Annotated in this window: 15 protein-coding genes; 3 read left to right on the plus strand and 12 right to left on the minus strand. The window is 43.3% G+C overall.

The window, feature by feature from the left end:
• Positions 1-140: 140 nt before the first annotated feature.
• From H8B19_RS07370 to ppiC, 9 genes are all read right to left on the minus strand, one after another.
• Positions 141-428 (minus strand): VOC family protein, encoded by a 288-nt coding sequence (locus tag H8B19_RS07370; protein ID WP_241737533.1) that lies wholly within the window; start codon positions 426-428, stop codon positions 141-143.
• Positions 429-585: 157 nt separating this feature from the next.
• Positions 586-867, minus strand: coding sequence for a hypothetical protein (locus tag H8B19_RS07375; protein ID WP_186506171.1), 282 nt, complete (start codon positions 865-867; stop codon positions 586-588).
• A gap of 116 nt (positions 868-983) precedes the next feature.
• Positions 984-1193, minus strand: a complete 210-nt coding sequence (locus H8B19_RS07380; RefSeq protein WP_186506172.1) for a hypothetical protein — start codon at positions 1191-1193, stop codon at positions 984-986.
• Between the two features lie 118 nt (positions 1194-1311).
• Complete coding sequence (locus tag H8B19_RS07385) at positions 1312-2094, minus strand: hypothetical protein (RefSeq protein ID WP_186506173.1); 783 nt, start codon at positions 2092-2094, stop codon at positions 1312-1314.
• Positions 2095-2188: 94 nt separating this feature from the next.
• On the minus strand, positions 2189-2494 hold the full coding sequence (locus tag H8B19_RS07390; RefSeq protein ID WP_186506174.1) for a hypothetical protein: 306 nt from the start codon (positions 2492-2494) through the stop codon (positions 2189-2191).
• Positions 2495-2879: 385 nt separating this feature from the next.
• Positions 2880-4526, minus strand: coding sequence for a chaperonin GroEL (groL, locus tag H8B19_RS07395; protein WP_186506175.1), 1647 nt, complete (start codon positions 4524-4526; stop codon positions 2880-2882).
• Positions 4527-4563: 37 nt separating this feature from the next.
• Positions 4564-4854, minus strand: coding sequence for a co-chaperone GroES (locus H8B19_RS07400; RefSeq protein ID WP_186506176.1), 291 nt, complete (start codon positions 4852-4854; stop codon positions 4564-4566).
• A 248-nt stretch (positions 4855-5102) separates the two neighbouring features.
• On the minus strand, positions 5103-5678 hold the full coding sequence (locus H8B19_RS07405) for a DUF502 domain-containing protein (protein ID WP_186506177.1): 576 nt from the start codon (positions 5676-5678) through the stop codon (positions 5103-5105).
• A gap of 85 nt (positions 5679-5763) precedes the next feature.
• Positions 5764-6039: a peptidylprolyl isomerase PpiC gene (gene ppiC / locus H8B19_RS07410; RefSeq protein ID WP_186506178.1), complete on the minus strand. Its 276-nt coding sequence runs from the start codon at positions 6037-6039 to the stop codon at positions 5764-5766.
• A gap of 70 nt (positions 6040-6109) precedes the next feature.
• Here ppiC and H8B19_RS07415 point away from each other — a divergent pair, with 70 nt between their 5' ends.
• Positions 6110-7117: a hypothetical protein gene (locus tag H8B19_RS07415; RefSeq protein WP_186506179.1), complete on the plus strand. Its 1008-nt coding sequence runs from the start codon at positions 6110-6112 to the stop codon at positions 7115-7117.
• Positions 7118-7179: 62 nt separating this feature from the next.
• Here the strand turns inward: H8B19_RS07415 and H8B19_RS07420 are convergent, their stop codons facing one another.
• The 3 genes from H8B19_RS07420 to pdxR all read right to left on the minus strand — a co-directional run bounded on the left by H8B19_RS07420 (position 7180) and on the right by pdxR (position 11485).
• Complete coding sequence (locus tag H8B19_RS07420) at positions 7180-9276, minus strand: TonB-dependent siderophore receptor (protein WP_186506180.1); 2097 nt, start codon at positions 9274-9276, stop codon at positions 7180-7182.
• 206 nt (positions 9277-9482) lie between these two features.
• Positions 9483-9980 (minus strand): FxsA family protein, encoded by a 498-nt coding sequence (locus H8B19_RS07425; protein ID WP_186506403.1) that lies wholly within the window; start codon positions 9978-9980, stop codon positions 9483-9485.
• A 71-nt stretch (positions 9981-10051) separates the two neighbouring features.
• Positions 10052-11485 (minus strand): MocR-like pyridoxine biosynthesis transcription factor PdxR, encoded by a 1434-nt coding sequence (gene pdxR / locus H8B19_RS07430; protein WP_186506181.1) that lies wholly within the window; start codon positions 11483-11485, stop codon positions 10052-10054.
• Between the two features lie 81 nt (positions 11486-11566).
• On the opposite strand from pdxR, the gene H8B19_RS07435 reads away from it, so the two are divergent.
• A complete protein-coding gene (locus tag H8B19_RS07435; RefSeq protein ID WP_186506182.1) occupies positions 11567-12472 on the plus strand; it encodes a TlpA family protein disulfide reductase in 906 nt (301 codons plus the stop codon).
• 134 nt (positions 12473-12606) lie between these two features.
• Positions 12607-12927, plus strand: coding sequence for a divalent cation tolerance protein CutA (cutA, locus tag H8B19_RS07440; RefSeq protein WP_186506183.1), 321 nt, complete (start codon positions 12607-12609; stop codon positions 12925-12927).
• Positions 12928-12930 lie beyond the last annotated feature (3 nt).

The following is a 12930-nucleotide window of genomic DNA, read 5'->3' on the forward strand; positions in this document are numbered from 1 at the left end:
GCTGGTGCGTTATCTGCATCAATGAATACTGCTATTTTTTCTTTATCCTTCACGGATGCCTCCTTGCAACTTAACGCTCAAAGCAGCCGCGCGCCTTATTGCGTCGATTGCCTTTGCTTGTTATCGCGCAACTGTTGAAGCTATTCATGTTGAAGAACATTGACTAGCTTGCCAAATGGGTCGCGAACATAAAACCTACGAACGCCCCATGGTTCCGATACTGGGCCGTACTCAATTTTAATATTTTTGGCCTGAAGCCTATTTATAACCGTATCAAGGTCATCTACTTCTATAGAAAGGTCTGGTACAGGAGTTCCTGAACCACCTTCGGATGCAACACTAATTTGCGTAGTCATTTCTTCACCGGAGCTGAAGGTTTTAATCCACCCATGATCCATAACAAGTTCAAGCTCAATGTTTAGCATCATCTGGATTTGACGCTGCTACATTTGAAACGATTCGTTTTACTTTCATTATGAGAACCTCACGGTACGTACTTTTGAGCTATAACACTTCGTTAACGGGCGAGCGTAGTTTGCGAGTCCGAGCCAGTGTTGTTTGCTGGCGCATTCGTTAAACGGCTTGTTAGGTATCATTACTAGTGGAAAGTAATTCTAATGCATTAATTAAAAGCTCATGTTCTTCTGTTCCTCTTTTGATATCCCATGCTTTTGATAAACAGAGACCAGCTAGGATGGCAAAAGTTGTTGAAGTAAAACCGAACATATTTTCGTCAAAATATAAGATTGAACTTGGAATAAACGTAAACATGAGAAAAACGAGTCCAATGACAAAATATTCCCATTTGGATCTACGTTGCTTTTTCTCGTATTTTTCTAATTTGGTGGCAAATTCCAATTTTGTCATAAATCCTCCAGTGATCATCTTGATACCTAACGCCAAGTGTTGGGACGAGCCACACAGTGGCGAGTCCCAGCCGAAGGCGACAACCATGCCTTGTTATGTTGAGGATTAGCATGGCGCTAAATTAACTTTAAATGCTTGGCCTCAATGACCAAGTCCCCTGAGCCATCACCCTGCTCAACTAAATATGACATGCTTAATTCATTTGGATCGATTGAAATAACAACCGCTAGTTTCCCCTCGGCTGGGCCAAATGTGATTTCTACGGTGTCATTAATTACAAAAGGCATAGTTTTACTTCTATTACCTTCGTAGAATTCCTTTTCCATATTTCCACTACTCATAATTTAGCAATATAACGCCGCAATATGGGCGCATTAAGCTTGGTCAAAATTAGCGACGAAAGAGCGCAAGCAAGCGTTTTGCGTCCCATTCATAATTGCCTTGTTATAAAACCTTTTCTTCTGATTTATTTTCCAATTTGGCTTGGCTTTTGTAGGTAAGTGAATGAACAGCTGTATCGTATTTGCTTTTCATCTCGCTTTTGATGGATTCATGAACTCTTTCAAGTTCAATGTCCATTTCATCCACCGTATCTTCAAACCCTTTTTTCAATTGCTTTAGTACAGGAATTGAATCAATAGTTGCCCATGTAGTGTTCTTTAAAAAGCCTCTCAAAAACTCCCAACTTGCCATAACAGAAAAGTATGAACCTTCTTTATTTTGTTGAAGTAATGCTACCAATCTTTCCAAATCTGTTTTAACACGAATGCTATCAATTTCTCCCAAAGCTACCATTTGAGCAATAATATTGATTAGCGAATCGAATAAATCTTCCAATTTACCGTCTTTTTTGTGCCTCTCATAAAGCTTATCAAAGTCAAAATCTTCATCGCCCGAATTTTCAGTAAAAGCCCATTGATGGCTATTTAATTGAGTAATTAAAGGCATTATGTTTTGAAATGCAGTAAATGTAGAATCTTTGCTTTTGTAATTAGCCGAGTACCATTTCGTCCAACGAATAATTTCTTTTAGCCAATTAGGCTGATCTTTGACGGATAATGCTCTTGCCAAGTCCTCTGCCGCTGAGTTGCATCTATCAGCTTGGACTTTCTTAGAATCAATATTTTCTTGCACAAAAACTTTGCTCAGAGCTGTAACTTGAGACTTTAACTGCTCATGCTTTTCCTGCACTAAACGAAGGAAAATATTTAAACTTTCATTGTTCATTTGAATCCTAAACCTCGACAGGTTTTATAACGCTTTAAACAGCGGAAAACGCGAGCGTAGCGAGTAGTTTTCCGATGGTTTAACTTGTTATAAATCATTTTCTAAAACCAAAAGCTGATTTAAAAGACAATTTAAGAACAAACAGCTTATTTAAAATTTTACTCGGTGCTAAAGTAAAAAACACACCTAAGACAACGAATAAGCTTATAAATATTAGCGCGTTTAATTTAATTGATTCGTCACTTGTTGGTACGCCATTGTATAGGATCGTAGCCTCTGGATTTAGGTAGATCCCTAGAAACTGGTAAAACATAAATCCACCAATTAGGACAAACCAAATACCGACAAACCTCGATCCTTTTCTGAATCTTCGCATTGCTTTTAATTGCGATGCATTCACAATTCTCTCCCTGATTTATAACAGTGTATTAGCACGATTTCCGTATAAGTCCGGAGCGGCTATTCCAAAATTTTTTGTTACCTTATCCCGTTATTTTAATAAAACCAATACCTTAGGTTCTCGTCTTTGCGGCTAAGTGTGATTTTATATCCGGAGAAAACAAGACTTGTTCAAAACGAGCCTAGTATTGGTCTCTGTAAATGTTTATCACAATTTCAAATACAAAAAACCCGGCCTCAGCCGGGTTTTTCAGAATATCTAAGCGAATTAGCTAAGCATATTTCACACAGATAAAATTGTTGCTGGGTAGGCGCAGCGAGCGAAGCTTAGTTAAACCTAAGTGAGCGAGCTGCAACACCGCCAGCGGCAATTTTAGCGAGTGAAATTACATCATGCCGCCCATTCCGCCCATACCACCCATACCGCCCATATCTGGCGCAGCTGGTGCATCTTCTTTAGGCAGTTCAGCTACCATCGCTTCAGTGGTGATCATCAGAGATGCGATTGACGCAGCAAATTGCAGTGCAGAACGGGTTACTTTAGTTGGATCCAGGATACCCATTTCCAGCATATCGCCATAAGTGTCGTTGCCTGCGTTGTAACCGTAGTTACCGCTACCTGCTTTCACTTCGTTAACCACTACTGATGCTTCTGCACCTGAGTTGATAGAGATTTGACGTAATGGCGCTTCCATTGCACGCAGAGCCAGTTTCACACCGTGAGTCTGGTCTTCGTTTTCACCAGTCAGTTCAAGCAATTTAGAAGCAGCGCGTACCAGTGCAACACCACCACCGGCTACTACACCTTCTTCAACCGCGGCGCGAGTTGCATGCAGAGCATCTTCAACGCGGTCTTTTTTCTCTTTCATTTCAACTTCAGTGGCTGCACCCACTTTAATTACTGCTACACCGCCAGACAATTTAGCCAGACGCTCTTGCAGTTTTTCTTTGTCGTAATCAGAGGTTGATTCTTCGATTTGACCTTTGATTTGTGCACAACGACCCTGGATGGCTTCTTCATCACCAGCACCGTCAACAACAGTGGTGTTATCTTTGTTGATAACAACACGTTTAGCTGTACCTAAATCTTCAAGCTGTGCTTTTTCCAGCTCAAGACCGATTTCTTCAGAAATCACCGTACCGCCAGTTAAGATTGCGATGTCTTGTAACATGGCTTTACGACGGTCACCAAAACCTGGCGCTTTAACAGCAGCAGTCTTAACGATACCGCGCATGTTGTTCACAACCAATGTTGCTAAGGCTTCACCTTCAACGTCTTCTGCAATAATTAACAGAGGCTTGCTCGCTTTGGCTACGCCTTCCAGTACTGGTAACAATTCACGGATGTTAGAGATTTTTTTGTCTACTAACAGGATAAATGGGTTATCCAGTTCAACTGTACCGTTTTCCTGGTTGTTGATGAAGTAAGGAGACAGGTAACCACGGTCGAATTGCATACCTTCAACCACGTCCAGTTCGTTTTGTAACGCCTGACCTTCTTCTACGGTGATTACACCTTCTTTACCCACTTTATCCATTGCTTCAGCAATGATTTGACCTACTTCTGAATCAGAGTTTGCAGAGATAGTACCTACCTGAGCAATGGCTTTGCTGTCTTCACAAGGAACAGACAAGGCTTTTAATTCTTCAACTGCTGCCAGTACCGCTTTGTCGATACCGCGTTTCAGATCCATTGGGTTCATACCTGCCGCAACAGATTTCAAACCTTCAGTTACGATAGCTTGTGCTAAAACAGTTGCAGTTGTGGTGCCGTCACCCGCTTCGTCGTTTGCTTTAGACGCCACTTCTTTAACCATTTGCGCGCCCATGTTCTCGAACTTGTCTTCCAATTCGATTTCTTTGGCTACAGATACACCATCTTTAGTGATGGTAGGAGCGCCAAAAGACTTGTCTAAAACAACGTTACGGCCTTTAGGACCTAAAGTAACTTTAACTGCGTTTGCAAGAACGTTAACGCCTTTTAGCATTTTTGTGCGGGCGTCATCACCAAAACGTACTTCTTTAGCTGCCATGATAATATTCCTCTTTAAATTCTTTGACTTGTCAGGTTTATTCTACGATTGCCAGAATGTCGCTTTCGCTCAGGATCAGCACTTCTTCGCCGTCCAGCTTTTCTGTTTTAACGCCGTAGCCATCGCTGAAAATTACGATGTCACCTACTTTTACTTCTAACGGCTTCACGTCGCCGTTATCCAGCACACGACCATTACCAACAGCAATTACTTCACCGCGAGTTGATTTTTCGGCAGCAGAACCAGTTAATACAATTCCACCAGCGGATTTAGTTTCTTGCTCTTTGCGCTTAATAATTACGCGATCATGCAAAGGACGAATTGCCATTTTCAAATCTCCTGAAAATTCCAATATTTAAGTTTGTTAGTCACCCCGCAGTGCGGGAATTTTGGTTATCCCCAGGGTATTACCGGGGAGTAAAAATTTAGTCTGAAACAGCAGATGGGGGTGAAGGATGCGATCTCAAGGGCTTTATACAAAATTTTTGCAAAAAAAACAGGGTTATTAACAAGCGGGGGAAACAGGGATAAAAATAACGCGACAAATTGCCGCGTTATTCAATGAATTTCAACAGGTTATGCTTTGGGTTTTGCCGCTTGCACACCACCGGTTAAGGTCAGGCGCATCGCCTCTTCCACGCTAATGTTAAGTGGGGTCAATTTATCGCGATGCACATAAATGGTGTAACCCCCAATCTGATAACTGAGCGGAATATAAACGCCAACCCGTTCCTCTCCGGGGTAGAGTTTTTGTCCGGTGAGCTCACCAGTAATAAAACCGATAAGGGCAATATCGTTGCCCATATCCACCGATACCACGCTTTGCATCTTATTTTCGCGGCTTAAGTTAAAGACGGTCAGAATATCCTGAATCGCTCCATACAAAGATTTTATCAGTGGAATTTTGGTTAGCAGAGTATTACCAATACTGATTAACCAGCGAATCCCATAAAAGTTAACCACCAACCCAACTAAAATCAGCAGAAGCAACGCAGTGAGCAACCCCAGGCCCGGCATATAAAACTGCGGTGGTATAACCGGCTCAAGTAATAATTCGAGGCTGGAGACCAGCCAGTATAAAAAATACAACGTCAGTGCCAGCGGCAATACCGCCACCAAACCTTTTAAAATGAGTCCAGCCAGTTTATTCATAATAATGTGTTAACACCTGAATAGGGTTGTACAGAGTTGGCACGCTACCCCATTTTGCGTTTCGACAAAAGCTCGGGAGCGGCAATTAATTGCGATATAAGGTTTTGATCAGATGAAAACCAAATTGTGTTTTTACCGGACCATGCACCTGCAGTACCGGCTTTTTGAATACCACATTATCAAACGCTTTGACCATCTGCCCCGGACGAAACTCACCTAAATCTCCGCCTTTTTTACCTGAGGGACATAAGGAATGTTTCTTGGCTAAATCGTGGAAACTGGCACCTTTCTCCAGCTGTTTTTTTAGTTTGTCAGCTTGTTCTTTGGTTTTTACCAGAATATGGCAGGCACAGGCTTTCATTTAATTTGCACTCTCACGCTAATGTGGTTAAAAAATAGACTAAGGTTATTTCAAAAACAGGGAATGAAAAATGGAAAACCTCACAACCCGACTGCAACAGGCAGTCGATGAAGGCATTATAGAACAAGCCCAATATTCACCTCTAGTGCAATTTTTACAACTGCCTGAACAGTCTCCCCATATAAAAGGCAAATTCGATTTAAGTCACACAGTATGGTTTCTCGGCGCCGCCTTGCTGTTGTTCGCCTGTATTATTATGGCTGTGTGGGTTGAAGATGAGTTTAATAATGACGGTCTGGTATTTCTGTATGCGATCTATGTAGCCGGATTTTATACTGCCTCCAGATACTTTTATCACCACCAAATGCGCTTTCTAAGCGCGTTGTTGTTAACATCCGTCGTCTTACTCACGCCAATCTGGTTAACATTAACCGCAGAATTAATGTTGGGCATAACGGGTGACTCATTGTATTCAATGTTTTGCCTGTTACTGATCTGCACTGCGGGTATGGGTTTACATAGTTACCGCTTCCCATTATTAATCGTGCCGGTTTATGGGGCGACCATCGGATTACTTTACCTGTGGTTTGACGTGGATTTAACCTCAAAAATCTTTTGGCTGATCACCGGCTGGCTGACTATCGCGCTTGCCTGGTTTGCCAATCTGCAAACAACCATGAATATGACCTTCTGGTTGAATAAAATTGCCGCTGCCGCTATTACCTATGGCCTGTCGATGTTTGTCGACAAACAAGCCAATATTATCGATATCAATCTGGTCTGGATCTGTGTTGCCTTGCTTATCGTGTCGGTGTACTTGCGTTATCCCTCGTTTGTTATGGGGGCCTCGATTGGCATAGTCACCTACCTCAACTATCTGGTGTGGGATTTGTATTCAGATTACATCTGGGCAATTGCGCTGGTCATTGCCATTCAGGCATGTTTATTAATTGCAGCAGGTGTTTCCACCTTTAAACATCGACAAAAAATCGACCTGTTAATAAACCGCTACTGCCCGTTATTACTGGTAAAAATACGCCCAACACCACTGCCAGAACCCTTGTCATTTGGCGTATAAATTCCCGTCAACAAAAAGGGGAGCACCTGGCTCCCCTTTTACTTCACACTTACACTTTCTAACTAAAACTTATAGCTCATACTTACCGTGGCATTACGTGGTGCACCGTAATAACCAACCGTTTGCAAACTGTTGATGTACTTTTCATCGGTAATATTGTTAACGTTTAAACGTAACGATAATTGTTGATTCACATCCCAGTTGGCGTACATGTTGGCCAGCAGGTAACTGCCTTGTTTAACGTTGTAATCGGTATTTTCGATTTCAGACTGCCAACGACCGCCCAGACCCAAAGTTAGCTCAGGAACCGCAGGCAAGTTGTAAGCAAACTGGAAACTGACAACATCACGCGGTGCCCATTTATTGGTATCGTTACCCGCTTCATCTTCGACATCCAAAGAGGTGTAAGACGCAACCAGCTGTAACGATTCTGTTAGTTTACCTGTTACTTCAATTTCAAAACCATCGGACTCAACACTCACGCCATTGTAGAAGTACTGGCCGGTATCAGGATTAGTGCCAGCGTAAGCTGCCAGGTTGTCCTGCTCGGCAGTAAAATAGGCTAATGTGGTCAAAATAGTGTTATCCAGCCACTGTGCTTTTAAACCCGCCTCAAAGTTTTTACCTTTGGTTGGTGCCAGGAACTGACCTTGTTCATCATATTGTTCCTGCGGCTGATAAACATCAGAATAACTGGCGTATACATTTACATCGTCGTTTAACGAGTATGTCGCACCAATATAAGGGCTGGTTTCGCTTTCATCGTTATCGATTACCGCACCACTGTTCACACCATTACGTTCAAAATCGATAGCATTAAACCCGGCAACCACAAAAAAGTCGCTGGTCAAGTTGATACGGGTTGAACCAAAATAGCGTTTTAGCTTTTGTTCCATATCGGAATAAACAACTGGCGCTCCCCAGTCCGGCTCTGGAATCGCATCTAGATCATAGGGAAATGCGGGTGTTGGACCGAAAGCGGGTGTGTTAGAAAAATCAATCGGATGCTGCCACATGATATCGCTGCTATCTGCGGTGCTAAAACCAAAGTTCGCTTCATGCTGCATACCAAATAACTCAAAAGTACCGTGCAAACGCGCTTCATATAAATTTGAGTTAACGTCAGAATCATAACGAGCTGGCCAGCCAGAAAGACCCAGATTGGTTTCTTTATCAATCGCGCCTGAGGCATAGAACAGTTTATCCTGCTCTTCAAAATCACGGCGGTTATAACTTACGGTTAAATCCCAATCCAGTGAAATGGCGTAGTTCAGTTCCACAAAGGCATTGGTTTTTTCAGTGTCCCACATGGTCCAGTTTTGCGTGGTGGTATCGTGAACATCCCACTCGGCCTGCGTACCATCGGTGTAGTTATAAATCAGGGCTCCCCACAGGTTACCGTCGGTATTGGCGTCCTGAAAAGAATACCCGGCAGTTATAGTCAGGTTGTCGCTTAACTGACCATCTACTACGCCATAAAGAAACGTACGATCATTCTCCAGACCGTGTAAATAAGAGCCCTTGTCTTCTTTGGTGGCAACAAAACGTGCCGCCCAGCTACCGTCTTCAGTAATCAACGCAGAATAATCGGCTTGTGCACGTTTAAAACCATAAGATCCAACACTTACACCAACTTCACCACCGTTTTCATTGGTTGGACGTTTACGTACATAGTTAATAGTACCGGACGCATTACCGACACCAGTTAACAGGCCGTTCGCGCCACGGATAACTTCAATTTTTTCATAACCAAAAGCTTCTACCGCACCAGTTACGATCCCCCAGTCGTTAGGTAAACCAACACCATCAATCTGGGTATTTTTAATTTCGAAACCACGCGCCGTATAATTAGTACGGTTTGTTTCCCACTCTTCAACATTCACACCTGTGGCTAAACGCAATGCATCATTAATATTAAATGCACCAAACGCCTGAATTTGCTCATCGGTTAATACAGAAATAGACTGCGGAGTATCCGCAATTTCCATGGTTAAACCGGTCGCCCCCGCACTGGCACGTTGCTGACGCACACCTACGATACGGATTTGTTCAATTTGCGCATCCTTAGCTTCTTTGGTGTCCTTACCTGCATCCTGTTGCGCGGTCGCGGTCAGTGCAACCACCAACGGTGACAAGGCGAATAAGTGAGATAGTTTCATGGATTCCTCAGTTAGTGTTTTTAAGCTGGCGGCAGTATAACGCTAACAAAATGCTTTTTAAATGATAATTGTTATCATTTATATAAAGATTAGTAATTTTATAAGCAACAGAGGTTATTTATATAGCGACAGATACAAACGGTATTTTTGATCTAACGGATGAAAATGCAATCTGGCGCGAGGTAAACCAGCCCCATACGGCAGGGCTAGTCTGGCTTGTTAAGGTTATGGCGGGTATCGCTTTTATCCACATATTCGCCTTCAATTACATCACCCTGTTCTGAAGATTGCTGCGAATAAAATTCCTGCGTTGTTTGCTGATTAAACCCCTGCTGAGCTGAGTAAACCGCCCGAATTTGCATGCGGCTTAATAAAGCTTTAGCAATAGCAGGACGTGTTACCGGCAAACATAACAACAATCCAAATGCGTCAGTAATAAACCCCGGAGTAACCAGTAAAACACCGGCAATGACTAACAACAAACCTTCTGCCATTTCCTGTCCGGGTAACTGTCCACTACGCATTTTAGTTTGCGCCTGAAACAAGGTGGCGAGTCCTTGCTGGCGCACCAGATAAGAGCCCAGAATAGCGGTTAAGATCACGATGGCGACAGTGTTCCAGCCACCAATTTGCTCACCTACATTGACCAGTAAGCTAATTTCAATGATTGGCATAATCGCAAATAATAAAAACAGTTTGCCCAAAATAATGTCCTGATTCAGATACTGAAAGGTTGATATGCGGTTTAAACGCATAAACCCAATTCAGTAAAAGGTTACAAAATATGTGTCAGGGTTTGGATAGCAGGTTTAATATCTTCAACCTTTATATGCCCAAACCCCAACACCAGTAAATTTTCAGCTGATGCACCCGGGCTAAATTGCTGGCTGGTATGCACCTTTATATTGTGTGCTTTGGCGATGCCAATGATATCAGTTTTTGCCTGAACACCCGATAAACGTATAGCTACATGCACACCTGCAATAATCGGAATCACCTGCCATTGCTGATTGGAATACTGCCGTATACAGTCGATTATTGCCTGATAACGTTCGCGATAAACCCGACGCATACGACGCAGATGCTTAAGTAAAAAACCTTCACCAATAAATTGCGCAAGTGCATGTTGAGTCACACAACTGCTATGCCAGTCGCTGTGCTGGCGTGCTTTTACCATTGCGCAGCGCGCCCAGTCGGGTACAACAACAAATCCCAGTCTTAAGTCTGGCAACATGCACTTGGCAAAGGTTCCCACGTAAAACACATTATCGCTGTGATCGTGCGATTTCAGGGCGTCGATTGGTCGTCCGGTCAGGCGAAACTCACTGTCATAATCATCTTCGATAATCACTTTATTGCCCTGATGTGCCCAATTTAACAGCAATTGCCTGCGATGAGCTGACATTGCCACACCAGTGGGAAACTGATGTGACGGTGTCACGTAAATGATATCGACATCCTGTGGAATATCGCTGACACAGATGCCCTCGTAATCCACGGCGATATCACGAATAAGCGCACCGGCTGCCTTAAATGCCATACGTACCATTGGGTATCCGGGCGATTCCAGCCCAACCACCGTTTTTCCCGGCTCAACTAACAAACGACTGATAAGATCAAACGCTTGCTGTGCCCCCTGGGTGATCACAATTTGTTGTGCGCCACAAGCAACAGCACGGGATTGAGAAACAAAGTGTGCAATCGCCTGACGCAAAGACAATATGCCTTGAGCGTCATCTTTCGCCAGTTGTTGATGAGCCTGCAACCCCGATGCTTTGCGTAAACAGCGTTGCCAGTAATGAAATGGGAACTCACTAATATCCGGCTGACCAACCGCAAAATCATATTGATAGGCATGGTCATCACTGGCTGAAAATAAACTGGCTTGCTGCCAGTAACGCCGCAGTCTTTTATCCTGAGGTTGTAGCCCTGAATTGTTGGTCTGGCGTTGCGCAATATTGGCAACAAAGGTACCCGCTCCGGTTTTACTGACTAAATAGCCCTGACTAACCAGTGCATCGTAACAGGCAACAACACTATTACGCGCTATACTAAGCTGGCTGGCAAGCACTCTGGAAGCCGGCATTTTCTCACCGGATTTAAGTCTGCCCTGGATGATGGCATCGGTTAATACACGTTGCAGCTGCTGCTGAATTTGACCACGTTGAAGTTGTTCAGGCGAAAACGCCAGCTCAAAAATTGGTTCCATTAAATTGCTCAGAATCGGCTCTTCTACAAAACCAATTTATCGCACAAACTAACAGCATCATAATTAAATTAGGATCAGCACATGAAAAAATATGTTCTATTACTGTTGATGTTTTGCTCGTGGCAACTGGTGGCCAAAAACATGGATTTGGAGCAAATTAAGCTCCAAATTGCAGGTAAACAGGTCTCACTCAAGCAACTGAGCAAGGGTAAACCTCTTTACCTTAAATTCTGGGCCACCTGGTGTAAGCCGTGTATGCAACAGATGCCACATTATTCACATGCTTACCAAAAGTTTGGCAAAGATATTCAGTTTGTTTCGATCAATATCGATATTAACGAAACACCTGAGGCGGTTGCAGCAGTGATCAACAAACATCATTTGACCATGCCGCAAACCAGGGACACCAATAAATATCTGGCTAACTTATTCCATATGAATGGCACGCCTTACCATGTATTACTTAATGCTAACGCTACCATAGTGCACACCGGCAACGATGCCGATGAAGAGTTGGACCGCAAACTGGCGTTACTTGCTGCACATAAAGCAGGTGATTTACCCGCCATTAGCCTGACCGACAGTGCTGGAAAAGAAGCCACCCTGTCGTTTGATGATGGCCAAACCCATATCCTGTTTTTCACCGCGACCTGGTGCGATTGGTATTTGGCCGACACGCGCCCGCAAATGGCAAAAGCCTGTGCTAAAGCCACTAATGTGTTAGAGCAATGGCATCAGCAGCATAATCAGGCACCTTTGCAAGCCATTGTAAATCACTTATGGACAGGTGCCGAAGACGTCAAACAATTCAGTGACAAATTTTCACTGCATTATCCGGTGGCACTAGATCACTCTGGCGATTTGTTCTTTAGCTTTTCAATCAGTCAATTACCTACCCTGATTGTGATTAAAAATGGTGAAGAAGTACTTCGCACCAACAAGGTCGAATCCTTACAACAACTTACTGATCTGTTAGCTGACTATTAATTATTAGAAGCACAAGTCACTGCCAAAGCGCGGTAGCTTGTGCTTTTTTGTCACAGGTTCAAACAGGCTTAACTGGCCTTTAGCACGCTAATAATGGTAAAAATCACGAAATATTTTTTGCACGGAGCAGGTCTGTGAGCAGTGAGTTTTGTTTAATTTTATGCACATGCCCCACCAAAGAGGTGGCCAGAGCCATCGCCCATCAGGCGCTGCAACAAAAGCTGGCTGCCTGTATCAATATTATTGATGGTGTGGAATCTATTTACCTGTGGCAAGGTCAGATTGAACAGGAAAAAGAATGTCAGATGCTGATTAAATCCCGACGGGATAAATCAGATGACCTGTTTAAGTTAGTGTTAAGCCTGCATCCTTATGATGTACCGGAATGGGTGATACTCCCCATAGATTCACTAAGCGTTGACTACCAGCAATGGCTGAATGCCAGCCTTGATTAACTA

The sequence above is a fragment of the Neptunicella marina genome (assembly GCF_014270035.1).
GTDB lineage: Bacteria > Pseudomonadota > Gammaproteobacteria > Enterobacterales > Alteromonadaceae > Neptunicella > Neptunicella marina.

What these genes read in the sequence shown, in the direction of transcription:
- H8B19_RS07380 (WP_186506172.1), bottom strand. Translation starts at nt 1,193, where the DNA reads ATGGAAAAGGAATTCTACGAAGGTAATAGAAGTAAAACTATGCCTTTT.
- H8B19_RS07400 (WP_186506176.1), bottom strand. Translation starts at nt 4,854, where the DNA reads ATGGCAATTCGTCCTTTGCATGATCGCGTAATTATTAAGCGCAAAGAG.
- H8B19_RS07435 (WP_186506182.1), top strand. Translation starts at nt 11,567, where the DNA reads ATGAAAAAATATGTTCTATTACTGTTGATGTTTTGCTCGTGGCAACTG.
- H8B19_RS07385 (WP_186506173.1), bottom strand. Translation starts at nt 2,094, where the DNA reads ATGAACAATGAAAGTTTAAATATTTTCCTTCGTTTAGTGCAGGAAAAG.
- H8B19_RS07420 (WP_186506180.1), bottom strand. Translation starts at nt 9,276, where the DNA reads ATGAAACTATCTCACTTATTCGCCTTGTCACCGTTGGTGGTTGCACTG.
- groL (WP_186506175.1), bottom strand. Translation starts at nt 4,526, where the DNA reads ATGGCAGCTAAAGAAGTACGTTTTGGTGATGACGCCCGCACAAAAATG.
- ppiC (WP_186506178.1), bottom strand. Translation starts at nt 6,039, where the DNA reads ATGAAAGCCTGTGCCTGCCATATTCTGGTAAAAACCAAAGAACAAGCT.
- pdxR (WP_186506181.1), bottom strand. Translation starts at nt 11,485, where the DNA reads ATGGAACCAATTTTTGAGCTGGCGTTTTCGCCTGAACAACTTCAACGT.
- H8B19_RS07370 (WP_241737533.1), bottom strand. Translation starts at nt 428, where the DNA reads ATGATGCTAAACATTGAGCTTGAACTTGTTATGGATCATGGGTGGATT.
- H8B19_RS07375 (WP_186506171.1), bottom strand. Translation starts at nt 867, where the DNA reads ATGACAAAATTGGAATTTGCCACCAAATTAGAAAAATACGAGAAAAAG.
- H8B19_RS07415 (WP_186506179.1), top strand. Translation starts at nt 6,110, where the DNA reads ATGGAAAACCTCACAACCCGACTGCAACAGGCAGTCGATGAAGGCATT.
- H8B19_RS07405 (WP_186506177.1), bottom strand. Translation starts at nt 5,678, where the DNA reads ATGAATAAACTGGCTGGACTCATTTTAAAAGGTTTGGTGGCGGTATTG.